Here is a 22,803-nt window from a genome sequence, read left to right as displayed (position 1 = left end):
ATTTCTATCAAATTCCGAGGCGTGGTTCTGCTACGGAATTAGAAGTACGGCAATGAGTCCCACAATCCCGCCGCTGACATGTCCCAACAGACCCAACGGAACGATCCATTGCCAATAACCGCCTTGCGTGGTGGTGTTGAGCAAGAACCGCTGCACGATCGCTTGGGCAATGCCGCCAACCCCACCAGCGATCAAGACACAAAGCACCAAAATTTGCCAGTCTAGTAGCCCTAAATTGCGGAGAAAACCCGCTAGCCCGATGACAATTAACCCAAACAAAAGCACACCCAGCACAATTGTCCCAACCAGCGTTGCCACAAAATGAGCTTGTAGCGATCGTCGTAGCCTAGGTGTCTGTTCTTGCAGAGTCAACCAGCAAACAAAGCTTTGACACAAGCCATAAAGCCCACCGGGCATAATGAAGCTGAACATGAACACGGCAAACTGTACTGGAGTCATGAATATGAAAAATTGCACTGACCCGCTAGTAACTACTCCGTCGTCTTGCGGATTGTTGTAGAACCAACTTGTCCAATTAGGAACAGTCAGCCGAAACAAAGGCAGTGCCATCCAGATCACCAGCAGCAGAATGCCAGCGATCGCCCCAGCTACCAAGCCCACGATCATCCATTGCCGCCAAAACATTGAAGTTGGTAATTGCAACCGTCCACTCCGTCCACCCCCAGACCGTTGAGTTAGCCTTCTATAGTTTCTGTCTATAGTTTCTGTCTATAGTTTCTGTAGAAGCGCAGCCATTAAAACTAGCTCTCAACGGCGCAGTACAGCCAATCCAGCCAAGCATATAACCGTAGACTAGTCCCAAGGCGATTGTTAACGCCGACTCCCGACTCCCGACCCCCAACTCCCTATCATCGTCCATCCGTCAGTTCACGAAACCAAGTGTCCCGCGATAGTTCCTTAAACGTTGGATCACCTTTGGCTTCGCGGCTATAGCGAGGATTTAATTCGATCGCTTTTTCCAAATTTTCCAGAGCTAAATCGGCTTCGCCCTGGATTGCATAGCAGGTGGCTTTGTTGTAGTAGGCGCTGGCATAATCCGGTTTGATTTTGATAGCACGGTTGAAGCTGGCGATCGCCTCTTTGTCGCGTCCGGACTGAATCAACGCATAGCCGCGACTATCCCAGGCTTTATGAGAATCTGGATTGAGATCAGTGGCTTTCTCTAAGGATTCGACCGCTTCTGAATAGCGGTTCAGTTCAATCAGTGACAGACCCCGGTTCAGCCAAGCTACGGCATTGCCTGGTTCAGCTTGTGCGGCCCGATCGAAAGCTGTAAATGCCTCTTCCGAACGTTGCAGCGACCCTAGCATCACCCCTTTATTGACCCATGCCTCGGGGTAATCGGGTTTCAATTCCAGTGCTTTGTCGAGAGCCGTTAGGGCCTCTTCATAGCGTTTCAACCGCCCTAACGTAATGCCGCGATTCAGCCAAGCTTTGGCGTCATCTGGTTGATAGTCTACGGCGCGATCGAAGGCTGCTAACGCTGCATCGTATTGTCGGAGTTCCTTCAGCACAAGCCCTTGATGATACCAAACCGTACCGTTTAACGGTTGCAGTTTCAGGGCCCGATCGTAGGTTGACACTGCTTCGTCATAGCGTTTCAGTTCCTCTAACGCCAGCCCTCGGCTAATCCACACTTGAACCTGATCGGGGGACGCAGCCAACGCTTTGTCAAACTGGGCGATCGCCGCGTCGTATTGCCCTTGAGCAAATAGCATATCCCCCTGTCGTATGTAATCATCCGGCGTCATGAACAACTCCGGCTGACTGGACTTCAGGATCTCCATTTGCTGCATCAGGGTTTCTAAACGCTGCTGCACATCCCTGACAAACGTATCGGCAATGTATTGAGGCGAGACTTCTGATAGGTGCTTGAGGATTTCGTCCTTCTGCCCTTGGGCTTCGGTTTGCAACGCGGCAAGCTGAGCAGCGACGTCGGATTGCAGTTGCCGCAGGTTTTCGACGATCGCCGTTTTTTCACCTTCAACTTCTGCTTGCAAATCAGTTAGTTGTGCAGTAAATCGTGCCTCTAGCTTCTCGAGGTTTTGGCGAATCTTGTCGCGCTGAGCTTGGATATCTGACTTGAGCGTCGAGAATTGATGAACTAACTCGCTTTCCGATCGCTCCAGGTTCTTCAGCAGTTGATCGCGCCGTTCTCTGGCTGCCACTTGCAGTTCCACCCGCTGCGATTCCACTTCATCTTCTAATTGCTGAAGGATTTGCCGCAAGTCTTCTTGTTTGGTTTGCACATTCATCTGCAACTCCGATCGTTGGTTCGCAAAATCTGCCTCAATTTGATCCAACGCTTGTCGCAGTTCCTCTTGCTTGGCCTTGGCATCAACTTGGAAGTTCGATTTTTGCAGAGCACACTCGCTCTCTAACTGTTCCAGTAGGCGAATTAGTTGCGCTTTTTTCGCTTGAGCGGCGGCTTGTAACTCGGCTTGCTGTCTGGCGAATTCTCCGTCTAGGCGATTTAAGTTTTGCTGAATAGCTTCCCGCTGCCGTTGGGTATCCGATTGTAGTTGCGACAGCCGCATGGAAAACTCGCTCTCTAGCTGCTCTAAATGGCGGCGCACCTGCTCGCGTTGCGTTTGCGTCGTGGTTTGCAACTCGTCGCGCTTAGCGGCAAACTCTGTTCCCAGCAGTTCCAAATCGCGCCGTATTGCATCCTTTTGGGCTTGTACGTCCGATCGCAACTCCGATCGTCCTGTGGCAAACTCAGCCGATAGTTGATCGAGGCTCTGACGTACACTGTCCTGTTGGGTATGCACATCTAGTTGCAACTGCGCCAACTGCGCCGTCAGTTCCACCCGTAGCCGCTCTAGCCCTTCAAATACCTCCTCGCGCTTACGATTGGCCTCGGTGCGGAATTGGGTCAACTGTGTATCAAATTCTGCTTCGAGGCGTCTAAACTGTTCCCCAATTGTCTGTTGATGCTGCTGAAGCTCGGTTTGGGCAGCTTGCTGCAATTCAGCAAGATAGGGAGATAGTTCTGCTTCAAGTTGCTGGAGCCGATCGAAGGTTTGCTCTTTCTGCTGTTGTGTGCTGGTTTGTAGTTCCGTGAGGCGATCGTAAAACACCGCTTCTGAATCCGCTAAGGTTTGCAGCGTTTCAGCTTGGCGCGTTTCTGTCAGCAGACGCAGTTCCGAAAGTTTGGCAGTAAACTCTGATTCCAACGTATCTAGCCGTTGCTTAGCTGCCGTCAGTTGCGTTTCTAGTTCTATCGCCGTGTCTTGTTTGCGCTTGGCAATGTCTGTCACCAGTTGCGCCAAATTCTCGCGGTTTGCCTCGATGTCTTGCTGAAACCGATCGGCATCATCTCCCAGTTCAGCCGCGTAATCTTCATACTCCTGAAGCAGCTTTTTCACTTCTGCTTTGGCATGAACAATTTCACCTTCTAGGTTGCCAAGTTCCTTCAAGTGAGCCTGTACAATTGCCGTCACTTCTCGAATCACCGATCGCCGCAGCAAATAGAGTCCTACAATCGCCGTCAGCAGCAACAAGCCCAGCACGCCCAGCATGATGTTAAACAAGGTGGTGGTTCGGTTTAATTCCCGCAGCCGGGCCAATTCTTCTTGTTCTGCTGGAGACAAAGCACCGCTGGGTGATCCCGTTTGCGCAATCAGCGTTTGCGCCCCGGTTTGCTCAGTTCCCGGATTTGGCTCAATCGCGAACGTTGGGGGGGCTTCAATGCTGGCTATCCCCAACAACACAGACAGCAAAAGACTGCTTTGGAACCACGAGAAGACTTCCAGCTTGTTGCGCTTCATCAGGATCTCCCCAATTTACTGATGGAATTTAGACGAATCGTTCTAACCCGTAGGCTGAGGCTACAGGCATAAGACTACCAGATAGACCGCGATCGCCTATCTTATCAAGGGTAAACAAAATTCCAGCGCTTGAGGAAGTGAAGCCAGGTTTTACACTGAAGTTGACAGGTACACATTGGTAGATAACGAAAGCTTCCTTCTAGCTAGAATTGCAACACAAGCGACACAGTCACTTAGATAGAAATCAAACGATCGGAATTCCGCTGAATTCCAAAGATTTTTGCAACGATAGAATGCAAATGATTTAAGCTAGCTGAGGAAACCCCGTATTTGTTGTTGGTAAAGGACTGTGCCCAAGCGAACTTCTTTCCTTTTCCTTTTAATAGCGACTAGCCTGTGGAGCCTGACTCAACCGGTCAATGCTCAAGCGTTGGTTCCCTACCTCCCCCAGTTAGACGCTGAGCAGTTGGAACAACAGGGATTGAGCCTAGCCCAAGAAGCGGCACAGTTAGCTCAGTTCCAGCAATATGGATTGGCGCTCACAAGAGCACAGCTTGCCTCTCAGTTACTGCCTGATAATGCTGACGTGTGGGCCTTGTTGGGGAGTTTGCAGCTACAGCTAGGCGAAACCGATCCTGCTATTGAAGCCTTGTTAAAAGCTCGATCGCTCGATCGCAGCAATTCAGCGGTGTTGTTTGCACTGGGGACGGCTTATTTTCAAAAGGGAAACTATGACTCGGCCGTGCAGTATATTCAGGCAGGCTTGCGGCTGAAGCCCGATAACGTGGGTGCTTTGTTTGATTTAGGGAACGCCTTCTATAAGCTAGAACAATACGACAAGGCCATTGCTGAATATCAAAAGGCTATGGACCTCGATCCGCAATTTTGGCCGGCTGTTAACAACATTGGCTTGGTGTTATACGAACAAGGAGATGTGGCTGGCGCGCTCGAACGCTGGCAGGAAGCGCTAGCAATCGACAATACACAAGCAGAGCCACAGATGGCGATCGCGGTTGTTCTCTACAGTCAAGGTCAGACCGAAGAAGGGTTGGCACAAGGAGAGGCGGCACTGCGAACGGACGCCCGCTATGGCGATTTGCAATTCCTCGAAGATAACCTCTGGGGTGAGCAATTGCTGTCTGAAGCGGAAACGTTTCTCTCGCAGCCACGTATTCGAGAGACTCTGGCTCGGTTAAATCAATCCCCTCTTTCTCCCCCTCCCCCCTCTAGCCAAGATGCGGCTCCAACGGCTCCAGTCGAACAACCGACTCCGCAGTAAGAGTTCGGCGTTGAGGAGTGAGGAAGCGAGGAGAGACTCAGTTACCCCCCTACCCATAACCTACGACTTCCCTTATCCTTTATCCTTTCTTCCAGCGGTGCGCTAGCGTAGAAAGTAGCTTATATTTTCTTCAACTGGACTGAGGCCGTGGTGTTTGCTAAAAAGTCGATTCTTGTCTTGATGGCTATTGGCTTCCTGTTGCCCGCTTGTGCGAACAGCCCCTGGGCCAGTAACTTGGAACGATCGCTGGCTGGTGATCCTAGCCTGGAAAATGGATCTGTGTTTGGGACGCCTGGCTCGACCGCTGCGGCAGAGAATGATGCCGTGACAGCGCTGCCAGCAGATTTTCCAGCCGAGATTCCGCGCTATACCAATGCTGAATTGTTGTCAGTTACCCAGGCGGAGGTGGCAGATTTGTCCAGCGGTGCGACCGGGGTGACTCGCACGCGGTGGGCAACACCAGATCCGGCTGAGGAGATTGCACAATTTTACCGCGATGCTTTTAATCGAGATGGTTGGCAACTCGATCGCTCCTCTGAAGAACCAAACAACACGACAACGCCTGCTCCGACGGCCTCTCCGAATGCGTCTACGACCGTTGCGGGGTCTAGTGCAACCTCTATCTCCGCTCCGATCGTGGCAGAACGCGATGGACTGCGGGTAACGGTGGCGATCGACCCAGACGTAAATTCAACCGAAACTACTGCTGAAAATACGACTGAGTTTACGATCGACTATCAATTCATCAATAACCAAACAACGGCACAGGTTTCACCGGCTGAGTCTGGTGAGGGAACGTCCGTACCTAATGAACAAACTCAACGGGGCGAGAATAACCGCTCTGCCAGTGGCTCACCTTCCAGCACACTCACGGCTCCGGAGTTCACCGATCTGAATCAAGCTCCCACTGAACTGCAACCCTACATTGCTGATCTGGCAAAATTAGGAGCGCTGCGCGTGCAGGCAACGGGCAGTACCACCGAGTTTTCTCCCAATACCACCATCACTCGACGCGAATATGCCCGTTGGTTAGTGACGGCAAACAATTTGATTTACGCCAATCAACCCGCTCGGCGCATTCGGTTGGGAGTAAGCAGCGATCAACCCGCCTTTCAAGATGTGCCTGTGTCCGATCCAGATTTTGGCGAAATTCAAGGGTTGGCAAATGCTGGATTGATCCCAAGTTCGCTGTCGGGGGATGCAACAGCAGTGACATTTCGACCCGATGCACCCCTAACGCGGGAGGAACTGATGCTGTGGAAAGTGCCTGTCGATCTTCGCAAGGCCCTGCCAAACGCTACGATTGAAGCCGTTCAACAAACTTGGGGTTTTCAAGACACTGCACAAATTGACCCGAGGGCACTGCGAGCCATCCTAGCGGATTTTCAAAATAGCGATTTGTCCAACATCCGCCGCGCCTTTGGCTATACTACTCTATTTCAACCAGATAAACCTGTGACACGTGCCGAAGCTGCTGCTGTACTTTGGTTTTTTGGATCTCAAGGAGACGGACTTTCGGCTCGGGATGTGTTGCAACCGGGACAACAAGGTGGCTAATGGCTACCCCTTACCTGATAGCGGCCTTATTTCTCAACCCCCATTTTTACCCGATCGCCCAAACTATTCATCTGGTTTCTTACTCGATGCAATAATCAAGGGCATCAACTCGTTTTAATGAGGGTAACACTAACCTACCGCCCTAGAGCTTGAAGCCGATGACACACATGAAATACTGGCCAATAGCGCCGATGAACAATGATAACCATTTGTTTGTTGTTGCAATAAATTTGCAATAAGCTGCTAACTTCGATATGCTGTTCATGGAGTGCAAACCGTAACCGTGCTGTGCAACGTTATGCACACCGATCGGTTTGTCAAATCAACCATTCCACTCCAACGTAGTGATAGACGATGATGCCAGATTGTCCTTGTTGCTCTGGAAACTTGCTTCGACATATCCGCCCCAGTGGAGTGTACTGGTACTGCTTGAAGTGCCGACATGAAATGCCCAACTTGGACGACCGTAGCGATTCACTTGGTCAACGCCGACAACAATCTGTTGTAACTTAGTCTCTTCAGCTAATTTCAATGTTCTAGTTCCAAGTCCAATCTTTCTTGTATCTATCATGATGAGCCACTTAACACTGGAATGTTCTCCATCCGGTACTGCGTCTTTGCAAGTGTTCAAACGACGCGACTGTTTGCCTTCCCATGAAAAAATGTTATGGCAGATTGAATCTGGCGCAGTTCGCACGCTGACATTGACAGAAGATGGCTCCATTGTTCCATTGGGATTTTGGGGGGCGCAAGATGTAGTCGGGCCATTAATTTCTAGAATTCAACCCTATCAAATTGAGTGCTTGACCGATGTGAAAGCAATCGCAATTGTCCCCGAGCAATGTCAATCGTTGACCCATGTATTGCTGTCCCATATTCAACAGATGGAAGAACTGCTGCGAATCCGCAATGGGCAAGTGCAGCAACGTCTTTTTCAGTTGCTGGAATGGCTGGCTAGACGATTTGGACGCGAAAGCGATCGAGGACGACAGATCGAGATTCGCCTGACTCACCAAGATTTGGCGGATGTGATTGGAACTACAAGAGTAACTATTACTCGATTGATGGGTCTATTTGAACGGGAAGGAATCATTGATTGTTCTGGTCAGGGTCTGGTTTTACTCCGAGGTTCAAGTTGTCGCTGCTGCTCAACCAACGATGTGTAGAAATTGTGGAGTAACGCTTTGTCCGTGATGGTAAAAGGTTACTCCACAGTTTAACTAATCAACCTTTCCTAATCATATGCATGACTGGACGAACTACTAGATAGGCTAGAGGTTACGGTTGCGATCGACTGCCTCTTCAAACCGATTGTCCAAACGATTAATCACTTGATCACGAGCACTATCAAATCGATCGTCTAGACGGTTCACTACTTGATCGCGTGCACTATCAAATCGATTGTCCAAACGATTAATCACTTGATCTCTTGCGTCTTCAAACGATTGACCCAAAGCCAAGGCCGAAGAGGTGGCCGTAGCAGATACTGTGATCAGAGATAAAACGATAAAGAATAAACGTTTCATTCTTGTAGCTCCTTCATGGATAGCGAAAATTGCGTAAACTCAATTAGGTTGTGATGCGTTACTGCTGAACGCTTGAGTTGTTAATTTCTACAGTATTGATCAGTCGAGAAAAACTAGGGAAGAAATCGAAAATCCTTTAATTTTTGCAGCGATTTATGCTTGCAAAAAATTGTTTACAAAGAAAGGCTGAAGCCGGATTAAGAAACGACAAAGCTGGCTTAAATGTCCTGGAAATCCCCTATCTCTTATGAAGAGTACCCTTGAGGGTGCTGTCATTACTGTGGCGCTGCCCCTTGAATAGCAGTAGAACGTTAGGTGCTAGAAGTATGCCCACTCACCATATTTTATTTATTCATGGTGTGAATGTTCGCAAACATGATTACGCCCAAACGTTGATCGATCGCATTCACCAAGCCTTGAACCAAACAAGTGAACCCATTCCTCAAGTCAGGTTCATTCCGCTGTATTGGTCTAATATTGTTGAAGGTTTTTTAGCAGAACTGCGCCAAGACGTAGAAGCCTCGCCGCAATGGTCACACTTTTGGTTTAAGCACTTTCGTCAGGATAAGCTGTTACGGTTTTCAGGGGATGCGGCCCTGTATATCAGTCGTCATGTTGGCTCACTAGCGGTGGAACAATTAGCCCAACAAGCGTTAGAAGAGTTGCAATCCTATCAACTAGGGGATTATTTACATCTTGTCACCCATAGTTGGGGCACAGTAATTCTGTTCGATATGTTGTTTTCAAAGCGCTGGGCAGTTGAAGAAGCGCTACCGGGGCATAGTGCCGTTCAAGAGTTTCGTGATTTGTTTTTTGGCATTGGCGACCATCCCAATCAAGGAATGCGGTTGGCTAGCATTCATACGATGGGATCTCCGATTCCCATTTTCAATCTCATTCACACTGTGAAACCGGAAAGTCCGCTCGATATCACTACAGGACTCAAAACATTATTAGAAAATACTTACGGACCTGATCAAAAACTAACCTGGTGTAATTTTGCCCATCCTGGTGATCCGATCGCCTGGCCACTGGAAAAAACCGTGTCTCGCTTGATGCAAACCCCAATACTTGAAATTACAGATGAACTCGTTGATGGATCTGGCTTGCTAGAGTTCTTTGCTAAGCAAGTGCGGCATTCATTCTGGGCGCTAATTAATGGTGGTAATGCTCACAGCAGCTATTGGCGTAGCAAGAAAGTAGCCGATCGGATTCAACATACCATTCGATCGACCGCCATTCAATCAATTATTTCACCACAACCGATCAATCCACCACCTGTTTCAATCACTATCAACACTGCGGCAACACCAGCATGATGTATATTCATGCTCTCAAGTGTGACGAGTTAACATCACCGTTGTCATAAACTTTTGCAAAATATTTCTCCAAGATTGATCTGGCTAATACTAAACAACGCACTTACAGTCATACGTTGTCAATTCAGGCTTAAACCCATTTTTTAATAATGAAGTTGATAGGAATTTCTCTGCTATGGGGCATTCTTTCAACAGACAGTGTGACTTCAAAAGTCATCCTGATTACATCCACCCTTAGACGTAACCTGTAAACGAACTTGCTTCCTCAGCCCCTAACGGTTATCATGCGTGTCTCCACTGCTGTTTTTTATACGCTCGCGGCTTTAATTGCCAAAGACTTGACCAGTCAAACTCTTGCAACTGCCAGTGCGATCGAATCGACGGTTTCCCCATTAGCCGAAGCAACTGCTGCCGAAGATATCGTTGCAGAAACAACATTAGTTGAGCCGATCGCACCCGTCGAGTCGATTCCCGTTGAACCTACCTGGGTCAGTCATGTTGCCCCTGTTCAAGCTGAAACCGCTGTGGCGCTGGCTCCCATGCCACAGGTGATCATTCCTGAAGCGCTAACGCCTCCAACAGACGCCAGTTCTGCTACAGCTACGCCAAATTCTACTCCGATCGCGCCCAATGTTTCCCCGTCTCCTACGCCCACAACCACGGCTGCTGCACCCCAAACCACCGAGCAGAATAACAAGCACAATACGGAGCAGACGTCAGCAACATCTCCATTGTTTGAACAAATAGTGAACGAAGCAGAACTACTCAGGAAATTTCAGCAGCCCAATGCTGGTCAAACGTTTAGACCTAGTAGTCCCATTGATCCCTTAACCAATGCTGAAATCAAACGGTTTCAACAAGCGGCCGCAGATAATCAAACCGCAGATAATCAAGCGAAAGATCCGACAACCTCCACAACGGCTACTGGTGATGATGCCGAAAAGCCTAATGCAGAGCTAGTTTCTCCCACTCTGGTCGAGGATGCAGAAGCCGCATTTGGTAACAACAATCAGCCTGTGACTTCACCACAGAATGCTGCCCAATGTACAGCGACACAGTCCACTACTCCTACCCCTAATACAGCTTGTGAAACGGCTGACACCGTGACTAACCAAATGCTCAACGCACCGGACACAGTCGTCGTTGATAACAGCGGATTTAGCTATAGCATGCAGCCTATTCAACCCAACGGCAATGCTCGCAATTATTACAACTTATCCACTCGTCCTTCTGCAATGTTAGGGAACGGCAATGTGAGTTTGTTGTTTCCCCTTTCAATTCCAGCCGCTATCACCTCGGCCTTCGGTTGGCGGGTTCATCCTGTACTGGGCACAGTTCGATTTCACTCTGGAACTGATATTGGCGCCCCTCAAGGCACACCAGTGTTAGCCGCTTTTGATGGAGAGGTGGAAATTGCTGATTTTCTGGGCGGATATGGTTTAACGGTGGTATTGAATCACAATAATGCCACCGAAAAGACCTTGTATGCGCATCTCTCTGAACTTTTTGTGCAACCTGGCACGACTGTCAAGCAAGGAGAGGTGATTGGACGAGTAGGCAGTACGGGGCTATCCACTGGGCCTCACTTGCACTTTGAGTTTCGCAAACTGACCCAGGAAGGCTGGATCGTCGTAGACGCTGGCCCGACCCTAGAGTATGCCTTGGCTCGGCTGCTACAATCTCCGCAAACGGCACACGCTGGCACTAAGCCAACTCTGCTGCCAGTCTTTCAATATTCAGGCAAGTTTCTCAACGAGATTCAGATAACTGCACAAACGCCGATCGCACCGAGCGATCAAACTCCGGCAAATCATCCGGCAAATCAAAGTCATCCAGCAAATTCAATATCTTCAGTTAATCCAATTAGTTAGGTAAATCAACTACCAATCGTGCCCCGCCCAAATTGATGCTGCCATCGGTTAGGCTTAACCTCTAGGGTGAATCACACTGAGAGGAAATGGCATGACATGGATATTGAGTCTAGATGCAACGTCAGAAGCTGTAGATTGGATCAGCACCTTACTGTCCACGATCGAGTATGACGGAGAGATTACCGTCACGCCCTACCAGAGTGAGAATCAACCCGATCGCCCAATTGCTGTTTTGCAGGAGACGCTAGAAGTCTCAAAAGATGTCTCAGATAGCCAACCAACCTGGGCTTTCACAATCTATTTAAATCTATCTGAGCACGCTAGCCAAGCCGATATCGATCGCATTGAAAATTTGCTGCTGCCGCTATACCGCACCGGACTGGCAACCGATTTACGCTGGGCAGACACTGATCATCACCATAGTCCCGATCGGTTGCTCCATCATTTCATCGATCGCATTGGGCAACGCTTTGTGATCTTGGCTCCAAGCAGTACCTATCAACCAGATTCCAGTGACATCCCCCTGATTCTAAAAAACAGCCGATCGTTTGGTAGCGGACTTCACCCCACCACAAGAGTGAGTTTGCGGTTATTAGAGCGGTACGTTATTCCGGACATGTACGGGCTAGATCTTGGCTCTGGTACAGGCATTTTAAGTGTGGCAATGGCTAAACTGGGGGCGCGAGTATTAGCTCTCGACAACGATCGCTTGGCTGTGCAGGCAACCCAAGCCGCCGTTTCGCTGAATCACGTTGACCAAACCGTAGCTGTCATGGAAGGCAGTTTAGGGCAGGGCAGTGAGTTGGGGCATTGGATGGGCGGAGAGACGGGTCTGGTGTCTACGGTTGAGCCTGCCGGAGCATTCGATCTGATCATCGCCAACATTCTGCCGTGGATTCACATTAAATTAGCCTCTGACTTTCAACACGCCTTACAACCAACCAGTTCCCACCGACTGTTGCTGACTGCCGGATACACCACTGAATATGAACCAGAAGTTGTAGAGGCTCTGGCTGATGTAGGATTTCAGCCGATCGATCGGGATCAGCAAGACGAATGGGTAGGGCTAGCATTTCGACTCATGGGTGGTGGGGAATAGGGAGTAGGGAGTAGGAAATAGATTATGTACTACCCTCGACTTCCGACTTCCGACTCCCGATTACTCTACCCCCCAACCCCGCAAATTTAATGAGATAATGAGCTTGCTGTTGCCAAGTTGTGCGTTTGCTGTGTCGCTTTCCAAAGACGAAATCAAGCTACTGCTAGAGCGCCTTATTTTTCATGACGATCGCCCGCAGGATTGGGTGCAAGACGTATGGGGCATGAGTCCAACGCTAGGCGAAACGGCTGCTAAGTTGCTGGAGGTCTATGAAGCGTTGGTGGAATATTGTTCAGAGGAGCAACTAGAAAATCTGCTGCAATCAACGTATCAAGATTCTTGGGAATCTTAGACCTTTAGATGAATTCGCGAGGGATTAGTGCATCGTGGCAAAATGTTAGGTAGCCTTAAGAAGCCAATCAATCGTTTCGTTTGTTGTAAGTTCTTGAGATGACGGCAACCATCCCCACCCTCGCAAGTCAATACGACCCTTCACTGACCGAAGCTAAATGGCAACGCTACTGGGAAGCCCATCAGGTATTCAAGGCCGATCCCGATCGCGGTGGCGAACCCTATTGCGTCGTGATTCCACCGCCCAACGTCACGGGTAGCTTGCACATGGGGCACGCTTTCGAGCATTCGCTGATAGATGCCTTTGTCCGCTACCACCGGATGAAAGGACTCAACACGCTGTGGTTACCAGGTACCGATCACGCTAGCATTGCCGTTAGTACTATCTTAGATCGAGAACTTCAGTCTCAGGGGAAGAAGCGTCAGGATGTGGGGCGCGAGGCCTACTTATCTCGCGCTTGGCAGTGGAAGGAAGAATCAGGCGGAACGATTGTTGGACAGTTGCGGCGGCTGGGGTTATCGGTGGACTGGACTCGTGAACGGTTCACGATGGATGAAGGCTTGTCTAAGGCGGTAATCCATTCCTTCATTCAGCTTTACAACGAAGGCTTAATCTATCGGGGCAACTACCTGGTCAACTGGTGTCCGGCTAGTCAGTCGGCAGTGTCAGACTTGGAGGTGGAAACCAAAGAAGTAGATGGGAGCTTGTGGCATTTTCGTTATCCGCTGACTGATGGTTCTGGGTTTGTGGAGGTGGCAACAACGCGCCCGGAGACGATGCTGGGTGATACGGCTGTGGCGGTGAACCCCAAGGACGATCGCTATCAACATTTGATCGGCAAAACGGTGACTCTGCCAATCGTCGATCGCACTATTCCTATCATTGCTGACGAATATGTAGATGCAAGCTTTGGTACGGGTTGCGTTAAGGTGACCCCGGCTCACGACCCCAATGATTTTGAGATGGGCAAGCGCCACGATCTGCCGTTCATCACCATCATGAACAAAGACGGCACAATGAACGAACAGGCAGGGCCATTCCAGGGGCAAGATCGGTTTGAGGCACGGCGCAATGTGGTCAAGCGTCTGGAAGAGGAAGGACTTGTCGCCAAAATTGAACCCTACAAACATTCGGTTCCCTACAGCGATCGGGGCAAAGTTCCGGTAGAGCCGCTGCTGTCTACCCAGTGGTTTGTTAAAATTCGTCCGCTGGCCGATCGGGCCCTGGATTTTCTCGACAACAGAGCGGAGCCGTTGTTTGTGCCGGAACGCTGGACGAAGGTGTACCGCGATTGGCTGGTGAATCTGCGCGATTGGTGCATTTCTCGCCAGCTTTGGTGGGGGCATCAAATTCCAGCTTGGTATGCCATCAGTGAAACAAATGGTGAGGTCACTGATAATACCCCATTTATTGTGGCTGCCAATGAAACCGAAGCCTGGGCAAAAGCTCGATCGCAATTTGGGGAAACCGTGCAGCTTCAGCAAGACCCGGATGTATTGGACACTTGGTACTCGTCGGGGCTGTGGCCGTTCTCGACGATGGGCTGGCCCGAACAAACCCGCGATCTGGAGTTTTACTACCCCACGACCATGCTAGTGACGGGGTTTGACATTATCTTTTTCTGGGTGGCGCGCATGACAATGATGGCGGGCCACTTCACTGGACAGATGCCGTTCAAATCGGTATATATTCACGGTCTGGTGCGGGATGAAAACAATAAGAAAATGTCGAAATCGGCCAATAACGGCATTGATCCGCTGCTGCTCATCAACAAATATGGCACAGATGCGCTGCGCTATACGCTGGTGAAAGAAGTGGTGGGGGCGGGGCAAGATATTCGCCTAGAGTACAACCGTAAAACCGAGGAGTCTGCCTCGGTGGAAGCGTCGCGCAACTTCACCAATAAGCTGTGGAATGCCTCTCGCTTCGTGATGATGAACCTGGATGGGCAAACTCCAGAACAGCTAGGAAGTCCCGAACGTGATGCGTTGGAACTGGCCGATCGCTGGATCTTGTCGCGCTATCATCAAGTGGTCAAACAAACTCGTGACAATATCGATCATTACGGGTTGGGCGAAGCGGCGAAGGGGCTGTATGAGTTTATCTGGGGTGATTTTTGCGACTGGTACATTGAACTGGCAAAATCGCGCCTGCAATCGTCTGGTTCTCCTTCACGGCGAGTGGCACAGCAAACGCTGGCTTTTGTGTTAGAGGGAACGCTGCGGTTACTGCACCCGTTCATGCCGCACATCACCGAAGAAGTATGGCACACGCTGACTCAGAAAGATGAAGCAAGTCCGGAGTGCTTGGCTATACAATCCTATCCTGAAGCCGATGAGAGCCTGATCGATCCCTCTCTAGAGCAAGACTTCGAGTTGTTGATTGGCACTATTCGCACCATTCGCAATTTGCGAGCCGAAGCGGATATTAAAACTGGAGCTAAAATCAAGGCCTCGTTGCAAACCGAGAACGATCGTGAGCGTCAGATTCTTACGGCTGGACAATCGTATATTCAAGACCTGGCCAAAGTTGAACATTTGACTATCAGCGTGCCTGAAACCCCGCCCGCCTCTATGACTGTCACTGGTCCTGTCCCTGAATCGGTGGTCATGACTCCTGCAACAATGGAGTCCCTGGAGGCGTACCCAGTGTCTGCAACGGCCTCTATGCAATCCAGCACTTACACCAAAGCTGGGATAACGCTGGCCCTGCTGTTCGGGATCTTGGTCATCGCCAAAATTCTGCTTGCGATCGTTGGTACCGTTAATCACCTGCTGTTGATCCCGTCCCTATTTAAACTGATTGGCGTTGGCTATACGCTCTGGTTTGTCCGCCGTCACCTGTTGTTTGCCACCGATCGTCAACAGTTGAGCCAAACCCTGGGGCAATTACAGCACCAAATCCGGCAACGTCAAGCGCTAGCCGCTTCATCTTCAACCTCTTTGTTGCCGCCTACTACTCGGACAGCGACAGAGGCGATCGGGTTTGCTCCCTCTGATACTCCCAATCCATCCAATCAGCGTGAACAACAAATCGTAGGTGTGGTTGGTACGGTACAAGTGGCAATTCCGCTAGCGGGAGTTGTCGATGTGGAGGCACTTCGATCTAAACTACAGAGAGATTTAGCTAAAGTAGAAGCAGAGGTTCAAGCGCTTTCTCAACGACTCAGCAACTCCAAGTTTGTCGATAAAGCGCCAGCCGATGTAGTTCAGGGTGCAAGGGATGCCTTGGCGGAAGCCGAAACACAATCAGAAATTTTGAGAGCGAAGTTAGCCACACTATAGGCTGTCTTACTTGGTGCGGAGGGACAACCCTCACACCAAGGAGAGCTTAACCGCTATACTTTCTCTCAAAGATTTATTAATCTCTTGCAATGTTGCACCTCGCTCAGGTTAGGCACAAAAATCCTGAGGGCAAAGTACTGATTCAGTTACTTGCCCAACAAAAGTCTGAGTATACCTGGGCTGTTTTGGAAGACGAAGACAGCCAACTTTGGATTGAATCGGATGACTACAACGAGGGTGTGTTGCTCTTAGTCGATCTATCGCCCACGAAACAGGTACAAGATATTCATAGTGCCACTCAGTGGATTTTGGAAATTGTTGATCAATACTTAACCCTGGGAATTACTCCTGCTATTTTGCAAGAAGAGGTGCAGCGAGCAGAACAATGGCGACAGTCATTGACCCTACAAAGCCAAGAACTGGGACGGCGTGCCCTTGAGGTAGAAGCTCGACGGGATCAAATTCAGGAATTGGAAGAAAACCTCAAGCAGGAAAAGCAGGCACTAGATATCATCACCGCGCAACTGAAAGCGGATGCTCAAACCAAGGCAGAACTGGCTGCTAACCCTACGATCGTTAATGGGTCCGAAACGTCACCCGAAGAATAGGCAACGAGCAGGTTACACTGTTGAAACCCCTATAGTGTTCATGTCGCATCAAACCCTCTGTGTTTTTCAGCATTGTCATTCCTACTTATAATCGCCAACCCATTCTAGAGAAATGCTTGCAGGCGTTAGAAGCTCAGCAGTTTCGTGCCAATGAGGGCATTACAGGCTACGAAGTAGTGGTAGTAGACGATGGCTCAACTGACGAAACGGTCGATTGGCTAAACTCACATCACGCTGAATTCCCCCATGTACGCCTATTTCAGCAAGATCATCAAGGTCCGGCAGCGGCTCGTAATCTGGGTGTAGCGCAAGCCCGGGGGGATACGATCGTGTTCATCGATAGCGATCTCGTGGTCACACCCAGTTTTTTGCAAGCCCACGCCCACGCTCTCCAACAAGGACAAGCACAACTAGGGCACGATCGTATCTTCACCTATGGCAGTGTCATCAACACCTGCAACTTTGCCGACCCCACCTCAGAACCGTTCAAGCTGACCGACTTTTCGGCTGCCTATTTTGCCACGGGCAATGTGGCGATCGCTCGGCATTGGCTAGAACAAGCCGGATTGTTCGATACACGCTTTCAACTTTACGGCTGGGAAGATCTGGAATTGGGGGTTCGCCTCAAACAACTAGGGCTGAAGCTGATTAGATGCCCAGAGGCAGTGGGCTATCACTGGCATCCTCCCTTTAACTTGGCGCAAATTCCTCGATTGATTGACAAAGAAATTCAGCGGGGGCGCATGGGCGTATTGTTCTATCAAAAACATCCTACTTGGGAAGTGCGGATGATGATCCAAATGACCTGGCTGCATCGGTTGCTGTGGGGTGTGCTTTCGGCCGGCGGCCGGCTGAACGAACGCACGATGGCTCCATTGCTGCAATGGTTGATCGATCGCGGCAAACCACAACTCGCCCTAGAAATTGCCCGGATTTTTCTCAACTGGTACAACGTGCAAGGGGTCTATGCGGCCCAAGCAGACCTACGGCGATCGAATTAACGCGGCAAAAGCTATCAGAGCAGCGCCCATCACTGCACCTTGAACCTATCAACCTAGCTCACCTAGAAATCGACTCCTCGCTTGAGATGAATGCCTTTCTCGGCATAGTGTTTATGGCAATAGACTTCAGAGTGGGTGCTGGCTAAATCAAAATAAGCAGGCGGATGCTTGCAGCGTCCCGTAATCAGAATCTCTGTATCCCGGGGTTTGCGCAAGAGGGCTTGAATGATTGGTTCCTGTGGCAAAAGCTCTAGATCGACCGTAGGGTTGAGTTCATCGAGCATGATAGTTTTGTACATGCCAGAGGCGATCGCCGCCCGGGCAATCTCCCATCCTCGTTCTGCCTCCACATAATCTAATTCTTGCTGTTGCCCCCGCCAGACAATCGCATCTCGACCACAGCGCTGGTGATCAACCAAATTGGGGTAGCTTTGTCGTAATGCTGCAATGGCTGCATCTTCGGTGTAACCCGAACCACCCTTAAGCCACTGTAGAATTAACACCCGATGGGATTTATCCTGGCTAATGCCCTTACCGATCGCTTGCAGGGTTTTACCTAAGGCGCTGGTTGATTTACCTTTGCCATCTCCGGTATAGATTTCAATTCCCTCTAATCCATGAGCCACGGCGTGGGGGTGGTGCTGTGGCTTCATCTCAGAATGCAAATCTGCAATTTCTAGGAGCGACTGTGGTGCGCCCCGTCCAGTGGCAATAATTTCTAGTTCATCGGGCTTGTGTTTCAGCGTTTGCACTACTTCATCGACAGGTAGTAAACCTAAATCTAACACTGGATTCAATTCATCTAGCACCACCACCGAGTACAACCCAGAGGCGATTGCTCCCTTAGCCACATCCCAACCCCGCTGGGCTTCAATGCGGTCAAAGCGAGTGATTTCATCAGGTCCAAAAAACTCGGCACGCCCGGTGCGAACCTGATCGATTAAGTGCGGAAAACCCCGCCGCAATGCTTCGATCGCTGCGTCTTCATCATAAGTGCGACCTGGACCCTTCAAAAAACGTAACAATAACACCCGCGTTTGGCAGCCAGTATGAATGCCCAAACCGATCGATCGCAACACCACCCCCAACGCCGCTTGTGACTTTCCTTTTCCGGCTCCATCATAGACATGAATTTGACCAATCAATCGCTCTGCGCGGGCTTGAGCAGTCCGAATCCCAACACCAGTTCTTGTCATCGATCTAAGATTGTGAGTGAACGAGTTATGAGTAAACAACCAGTTACCAAAGGAAGGCTATCCGTCTCGATTGTCAGGTTTACCTAGCTGAGAGCTAAAGTATAAAACGACTTTTACGGTTTAGATTCTATACGTTACCCTTTATATCGTGTCTTACCCCTATCGATAGCATGATTCATACAGATTATCTCCATTATTCCTCTAGCCTTAGGGTTTAGCAGCGATCGTTTAGCGGCGATCGTTGAATGTTGTTTGACAGAACCATTGATTGCAGCCAGCGTCTTGAGTGAGTTTGATTAGATAGGAAAAATCCGAATGGTTTCCAATGTCTTGCCCCTGCGGACTGTTCTCTACCAAAGCGTGTTTTTGTTGATTGCCATTGCGATCGAAGCCACGGTACTCTATCGCTTGCTCGATCCTCCGCCTACACCGAAGCAGAGCATTCAGTATGCTACTTCCATTAACCTCCTCTGTACTGTTGTGGGTTGGCTATTCTTCTTCGTTTTCTATGGAATTGCAACAGCCTTGCCGTCTGCCTGGACGACTCGGTTTGAAACGAACCTGGTGCAGTTTATTTTCTTTGATCGGTGGACGAGCGAAACAGCCACAACCCTAATTCTGTTAAGTCTGATCATGTTTTTTGCCAGCTTTGCTATTAAACAAAGCGGTCTCATTGGGCTGAGATGGCTGCTAGAAGCAGGGTCTAAAAAAGAAGACAAAAAAACTGCGGAAGAACTTGCCGAAACTCCTATCAAAACCAATCCTTCACCTCGAAGGGTAATTCAAGATATGCGCTATGTCGAACCACCAGAAAAAGTTCCTTCCGAACGATTGTCCAGACGCGCACAGGCAAGGGCTGTCTTGTCGGCTAATGCTTGGAGCTTCAGTGCTATTTCGGCTCTCTTGATTCTGCGCTTTGCATTCCAATCTACTCTGAACTTGCTGTGAAAGGTTTCTTCAATTTTCTCAAAAAACTTTTTTTCATCGACCTGCTGGCTACCTGGCTATCTAGCCTTTCTAAACGTGGCAACGAGCAAATTAAGAGTATTCAATCGATTCGCTGGTTCTCATGGCAGGTCGCTTTATCCCTTAGTTTGCTGGGCTGGCTGGTGCAGTTCTTGATTCGATCGCCCATGCTGCGCCAATTCGTGACACTATATGCTTGGTTTTTTCTAATCATTGGTGTAGATTGGTTCTTCCTAGACGACAAAGATGACAAGAAAAAACCACAAGTTCCAGGTTTAAAGCTAAAAATCAACATTGGTCCTTGGATTACCGGTGCCTTGATCTGTCTGGCGCTGCTTAGCAATCGTTTATTCATCCGCGATATTCCAACGGCTTTAGTCAGTTGGCCGATTATTTCGGTGGGTGTGGCCTGGTTGCCGCGCATCCTCAATCCTGGGCTAGAACCACTACTGCGAGTTCCCAAAGACGCTGAAGTTCGGCAAGATCTGGTGATTTTAACGCTCTTGGGGTTTCTGTTTAGCTGTTGGTTTCAGTTTCATTTCTTGCTGCAAAACCTGCTGGCGCGCTATCCAACAGTGCGAGGCGATGACTTCAGCAACAGTGCCTTCGTTGTCCGCGTTGGTCCCGATCTCGATTTTGATGATTCGCCCGACTCTCGTGGCATCGACTTACTAGACACTACCGAAGAACTGATTCGACAGGATCTCAACGGTCGATCGTGGATTGATGTACAGCGACGGTTACGCGATATTCCAGCCGATATTGCACGGTTTGAAGCTGAAGCGATCGAGACCGTCTATGAAGATGCTCCCCGAGCACAAGAAAGTTTGTTTTGGCGACTGAATGCCTCCTTCAGAGACGCCATACCCGGAGAGGTGCCCCCCGATGATGTGCTGGAATTGCAAGCTGTGTGGAGTGGCCCTAGCTCTCGTCCTGAAGGCTATATTTTGAATAAAGTTTGCTATATCCAGCGATCGCCCCTCGCCGTTGCTCCTAACGCCCCCGTTGGCTCCGGCTCTGCTTACGTGATGAACTGTAACCCCGTCACCTCTCCCTTCAGGCGGCGTGACCCTCAACGCAACCCCGATGACATTATTGAGTAGTAAAGAAAGTAAGTAGAGAAAGCAGAAAAACAAAGGATGAAAGCAGGAAGGAGAGAAGGGGAAAGATAAAAGGAACGGAGGAATGATCAACTCTACACTCTCGACTCCCTATCCCTCAACCACCATGAACCTCAATCGCACCCGTGTCATTGCTGCCAATGTATTTCGCGAGGTGATTCGCGATCGCGCGTTATATCTACTGGTTTTCTTTGCGACAGTGATGGTAGTGGCAGTCGCGTTGCTGCCGGAAGTGGCGGCCAGTGCAGAAGAGCAAATGATTTTAGATGTGGGTCTGGCGGCGATCGGGGTGCTGGGCTTGGCGGTTGCTGCCTTTGTCGGCACTGGGTTAGTTAACCGAGAAATTGAAAAGCGAACCGTCTATGCGATGATTGCAAAACCTGTTAGCCGCAGTGAATTCATTGTAGGCAAACATTGGGGCCTCACCGCCGTATTGGCTGTGTTAGTACTGGCGATGACAGCCATTTATATAGGCATTTTGACAGCAAAGCAAATTCCAGTTTCGATCGCCAGTGTCCTCTTATCTGCCCTGTTTCAAATCCTGGAACTAGCATTAGTTGCGGCAGTTGCTCTGTTGTTTGGTGTGTTGACCAGTTCACTGTTGGCAACCATGCTAACAATCGCTATCTATTGCGTCGGGCACCTCAGTCGCGACTTATTATCGATCGGTGCTTTGACTGATAACGCTGAATTGCACCAAATCACAGAAGTTCTGTTTCTGCTCTTGCCTGATTTATCACGGTTAAATCTCAAAAACCAGGCAGTTTATGGCATGGAGATGTTGCCACCTCCTGCCGAACTTTTGAGTCATGCTGGCTACGGGCTGCTCTACACCCTCTTGTTGCTGACCTTGACGGTTGGAATTTTCTCGCGTCGGCAGTTTTAGGATAGCTTTTATTCGTCACTCCCCATAATTTGAGGCACTTTGAAAAAATCGCCCGCCATTGTGGTTTCGCGCTCTGGGGCGCTTGCTAAAATCGACTCGCGATCGGCATAGGGGTGCAGTGCGTCAGCCCGAGTGACATTGCTAACATCAATAGCGCGGGCTGTCGGCGGCACGTCGGTGGTGTCTAATTCGCTCAGTTGTTCAAAATATTCCAGAATGCTGCTGAGTTGAGTAGTAAACATCTCCTCTTCGTCAGGAGTGAGTTCCAATCGGGCCAAATGCGCCACTTTTCGAACTTGTTCGCGATCGATCATAGTGAAGTTGAAAAAACTAGAACGATATACAATAACGCAGAAGCGGACGTGAAGCAACGTGAAACCGAGGAGACAAGTGTGAGAGCCATCTTAGAAATAAACATCCAGGTTTGCACGCCCAGTTGTTTTGAGCCAGTTTTGAGCCTCGATGTAGTTGTTGGGAGCAAGACGAATGGCCCGTTGCCAATAGTCTGCGGCTTTGTCAAATAGCCGATCGGCCTCTTCGCTATTACCAGCCTCTTGAGCTTGTTCAGCTAAATAGTGATAGATTACTGCCACATTATTCAACGCTTGCGGCATTTTGGGGTTCAACTCCAGCGCTTGGTGATAGTGTTCCAGTGCCCGTTCGTGCTCACCATTGCTAGCGTGAATTAATCCCATATTATACAAAATGAAGCTGCGATCGTAGGAGTCTTCCTCAAGCTTCAGCGCTTCTTCATAGTTAGCCAAGGCTTCGGCGTATTCTCCATCGGACTGCGCCGACATGCCATCTCGATAATAGGCAAAGGCTTCTTTCGCCGTTTGGTTGGCTGGCAGCACCTTCAAAATAATGTCTGCCATCACTGTAAAAGTTTTATCAATAAAATTATCGTTGCGCTGTGACCGGGGCATAGCGGTGTCTCCTGGTTAATC

Annotated in this window: 19 protein-coding genes; 13 read left to right on the top strand and 6 right to left on the bottom strand. The window is 49.6% G+C overall.

Annotated features, from left to right (window positions below; translation table 11 throughout):
- Positions 1–30: 30 nt before the first annotated feature.
- Together OXH18_RS11125 and OXH18_RS11120 are read right to left on the bottom strand one after the other, a co-directional pair.
- Positions 31–645 (bottom strand): hypothetical protein, encoded by a 615-nt coding sequence (locus OXH18_RS11125; protein WP_268612854.1) that lies wholly within the window; start codon positions 643–645, stop codon positions 31–33.
- Positions 646–869: 224 nt separating this feature from the next.
- Positions 870–3,791 carry a tetratricopeptide repeat protein gene (locus OXH18_RS11120; protein WP_268612853.1) on the bottom strand — a complete coding sequence of 974 codons (2,922 nt, stop codon included), beginning with the start codon at positions 3,789–3,791 and terminating at the stop codon, positions 870–872.
- Between the two features lie 349 nt (positions 3,792–4,140).
- Here OXH18_RS11120 and OXH18_RS11115 point away from each other — a divergent pair, with 349 nt between their 5' ends.
- The 3 genes from OXH18_RS11115 to OXH18_RS11105 all read left to right on the top strand — a co-directional run bounded on the left by OXH18_RS11115 (position 4,141) and on the right by OXH18_RS11105 (position 7,793).
- Positions 4,141–5,070 carry a tetratricopeptide repeat protein gene (locus OXH18_RS11115; RefSeq protein WP_268612852.1) on the top strand — a complete coding sequence of 310 codons (930 nt, stop codon included), beginning with the start codon at positions 4,141–4,143 and terminating at the stop codon, positions 5,068–5,070.
- A 147-nt stretch (positions 5,071–5,217) separates the two neighbouring features.
- On the top strand, positions 5,218–6,627 hold the full coding sequence (locus OXH18_RS11110; RefSeq protein ID WP_268612851.1) for an S-layer homology domain-containing protein: 1,410 nt from the start codon (positions 5,218–5,220) through the stop codon (positions 6,625–6,627).
- 569 nt (positions 6,628–7,196) lie between these two features.
- On the top strand, positions 7,197–7,793 hold the full coding sequence (locus tag OXH18_RS11105) for a Crp/Fnr family transcriptional regulator (protein ID WP_268612850.1): 597 nt from the start codon (positions 7,197–7,199) through the stop codon (positions 7,791–7,793).
- A gap of 105 nt (positions 7,794–7,898) precedes the next feature.
- Here OXH18_RS11105 and OXH18_RS11100 read toward each other — a convergent pair whose 3' ends face one another.
- Positions 7,899–8,153, bottom strand: coding sequence for a hypothetical protein (locus OXH18_RS11100; RefSeq protein ID WP_268612849.1), 255 nt, complete (start codon positions 8,151–8,153; stop codon positions 7,899–7,901).
- A 326-nt stretch (positions 8,154–8,479) separates the two neighbouring features.
- On the opposite strand from OXH18_RS11100, the gene OXH18_RS11095 reads away from it, so the two are divergent.
- The 7 genes from OXH18_RS11095 (at position 8,480) to OXH18_RS11065 (ending at position 17,687) form a co-directional block, all read left to right on the top strand.
- The gene (locus OXH18_RS11095; RefSeq protein ID WP_268612848.1) at positions 8,480–9,472 is read left to right on the top strand and encodes a hypothetical protein; all 993 of its coding nucleotides are present in this window, start codon (positions 8,480–8,482) and stop codon (positions 9,470–9,472) included.
- Positions 9,473–9,756: 284 nt separating this feature from the next.
- Positions 9,757–11,343 carry a M23 family metallopeptidase gene (locus OXH18_RS11090; RefSeq protein ID WP_268612847.1) on the top strand — a complete coding sequence of 529 codons (1,587 nt, stop codon included), beginning with the start codon at positions 9,757–9,759 and terminating at the stop codon, positions 11,341–11,343.
- Between the two features lie 91 nt (positions 11,344–11,434).
- Complete coding sequence (locus OXH18_RS11085) at positions 11,435–12,442, top strand: 50S ribosomal protein L11 methyltransferase (RefSeq protein WP_268612846.1); 1,008 nt, start codon at positions 11,435–11,437, stop codon at positions 12,440–12,442.
- A 97-nt stretch (positions 12,443–12,539) separates the two neighbouring features.
- A complete protein-coding gene (locus tag OXH18_RS11080; RefSeq protein ID WP_268612845.1) occupies positions 12,540–12,794 on the top strand; it encodes a hypothetical protein in 255 nt (84 codons plus the stop codon).
- A 98-nt stretch (positions 12,795–12,892) separates the two neighbouring features.
- A complete protein-coding gene (locus OXH18_RS11075) occupies positions 12,893–16,078 on the top strand; it encodes a valine--tRNA ligase (protein ID WP_268612844.1) in 3,186 nt (1,061 codons plus the stop codon).
- Between the two features lie 89 nt (positions 16,079–16,167).
- A complete protein-coding gene (locus OXH18_RS11070) occupies positions 16,168–16,686 on the top strand; it encodes a hypothetical protein (RefSeq protein WP_268612843.1) in 519 nt (172 codons plus the stop codon).
- 59 nt (positions 16,687–16,745) lie between these two features.
- Positions 16,746–17,687: a glycosyltransferase family 2 protein gene (locus OXH18_RS11065; RefSeq protein WP_268612842.1), complete on the top strand. Its 942-nt coding sequence runs from the start codon at positions 16,746–16,748 to the stop codon at positions 17,685–17,687.
- Between the two features lie 62 nt (positions 17,688–17,749).
- Here OXH18_RS11065 and OXH18_RS11060 read toward each other — a convergent pair whose 3' ends face one another.
- Positions 17,750–18,883 (bottom strand): cob(I)yrinic acid a,c-diamide adenosyltransferase, encoded by a 1,134-nt coding sequence (locus tag OXH18_RS11060; protein ID WP_268612841.1) that lies wholly within the window; start codon positions 18,881–18,883, stop codon positions 17,750–17,752.
- 315 nt (positions 18,884–19,198) lie between these two features.
- Here OXH18_RS11060 and fraC point away from each other — a divergent pair, with 315 nt between their 5' ends.
- From fraC to OXH18_RS11045, 3 genes are all read left to right on the top strand, one after another.
- The gene (gene fraC, locus OXH18_RS11055; RefSeq protein ID WP_268612840.1) at positions 19,199–19,831 is read left to right on the top strand and encodes a filament integrity protein FraC; all 633 of its coding nucleotides are present in this window, start codon (positions 19,199–19,201) and stop codon (positions 19,829–19,831) included.
- The gene (locus OXH18_RS11050) at positions 19,828–20,952 is read left to right on the top strand and encodes a DUF5357 family protein (protein WP_268612839.1); all 1,125 of its coding nucleotides are present in this window, start codon (positions 19,828–19,830) and stop codon (positions 20,950–20,952) included. Before fraC ends, OXH18_RS11050 begins: the two co-directional genes overlap by 4 nt.
- Positions 20,953–21,034: 82 nt before the next feature.
- A complete protein-coding gene (locus OXH18_RS11045) occupies positions 21,035–21,856 on the top strand; it encodes an ABC transporter permease (protein WP_268612838.1) in 822 nt (273 codons plus the stop codon).
- 8 nt (positions 21,857–21,864) lie between these two features.
- Here the strand turns inward: OXH18_RS11045 and gatC are convergent, their stop codons facing one another.
- Positions 21,865–22,170: an Asp-tRNA(Asn)/Glu-tRNA(Gln) amidotransferase subunit GatC gene (gene gatC, locus OXH18_RS11040; protein ID WP_268612837.1), complete on the bottom strand. Its 306-nt coding sequence runs from the start codon at positions 22,168–22,170 to the stop codon at positions 21,865–21,867.
- Between the two features lie 90 nt (positions 22,171–22,260).
- The gene (locus OXH18_RS11035) at positions 22,261–22,782 is read right to left on the bottom strand and encodes a photosystem I assembly protein Ycf3 (protein ID WP_268612836.1); all 522 of its coding nucleotides are present in this window, start codon (positions 22,780–22,782) and stop codon (positions 22,261–22,263) included.
- Positions 22,783–22,803 lie beyond the last annotated feature (21 nt).

The organism is Thermocoleostomius sinensis A174, assembly GCF_026802175.1.
GTDB lineage: Bacteria > Cyanobacteriota > Cyanobacteriia > Elainellales > Elainellaceae > Thermocoleostomius > Thermocoleostomius sinensis.
Note: the sequence above shows the minus strand (reverse complement) of the source record. Positions and strands in the feature narration are given on the sequence as shown.

Coding starts and splice junctions, on each gene's coding strand:
- OXH18_RS11125 (WP_268612854.1), bottom strand. CDS start 645: ATGTTTTGGCGGCAATGGATGATCGTGGGCTTGGTAGCTGGGGCGATC.
- OXH18_RS11120 (WP_268612853.1), bottom strand. CDS start 3,791: ATGAAGCGCAACAAGCTGGAAGTCTTCTCGTGGTTCCAAAGCAGTCTT.
- OXH18_RS11105 (WP_268612850.1), top strand. CDS start 7,197: ATGATGAGCCACTTAACACTGGAATGTTCTCCATCCGGTACTGCGTCT.
- OXH18_RS11100 (WP_268612849.1), bottom strand. CDS start 8,153: ATGAAACGTTTATTCTTTATCGTTTTATCTCTGATCACAGTATCTGCT.
- OXH18_RS11095 (WP_268612848.1), top strand. CDS start 8,480: ATGCCCACTCACCATATTTTATTTATTCATGGTGTGAATGTTCGCAAA.
- OXH18_RS11090 (WP_268612847.1), top strand. CDS start 9,757: ATGCGTGTCTCCACTGCTGTTTTTTATACGCTCGCGGCTTTAATTGCC.
- OXH18_RS11085 (WP_268612846.1), top strand. CDS start 11,435: ATGACATGGATATTGAGTCTAGATGCAACGTCAGAAGCTGTAGATTGG.
- OXH18_RS11080 (WP_268612845.1), top strand. CDS start 12,540: ATGAGCTTGCTGTTGCCAAGTTGTGCGTTTGCTGTGTCGCTTTCCAAA.
- OXH18_RS11075 (WP_268612844.1), top strand. CDS start 12,893: ATGACGGCAACCATCCCCACCCTCGCAAGTCAATACGACCCTTCACTG.
- OXH18_RS11070 (WP_268612843.1), top strand. CDS start 16,168: ATGTTGCACCTCGCTCAGGTTAGGCACAAAAATCCTGAGGGCAAAGTA.
- OXH18_RS11060 (WP_268612841.1), bottom strand. CDS start 18,883: ATGACAAGAACTGGTGTTGGGATTCGGACTGCTCAAGCCCGCGCAGAG.
- fraC (WP_268612840.1), top strand. CDS start 19,199: ATGGTTTCCAATGTCTTGCCCCTGCGGACTGTTCTCTACCAAAGCGTG.
- OXH18_RS11045 (WP_268612838.1), top strand. CDS start 21,035: ATGATCAACTCTACACTCTCGACTCCCTATCCCTCAACCACCATGAAC.
- gatC (WP_268612837.1), bottom strand. CDS start 22,170: ATGATCGATCGCGAACAAGTTCGAAAAGTGGCGCATTTGGCCCGATTG.
- OXH18_RS11035 (WP_268612836.1), bottom strand. CDS start 22,782: ATGCCCCGGTCACAGCGCAACGATAATTTTATTGATAAAACTTTTACA.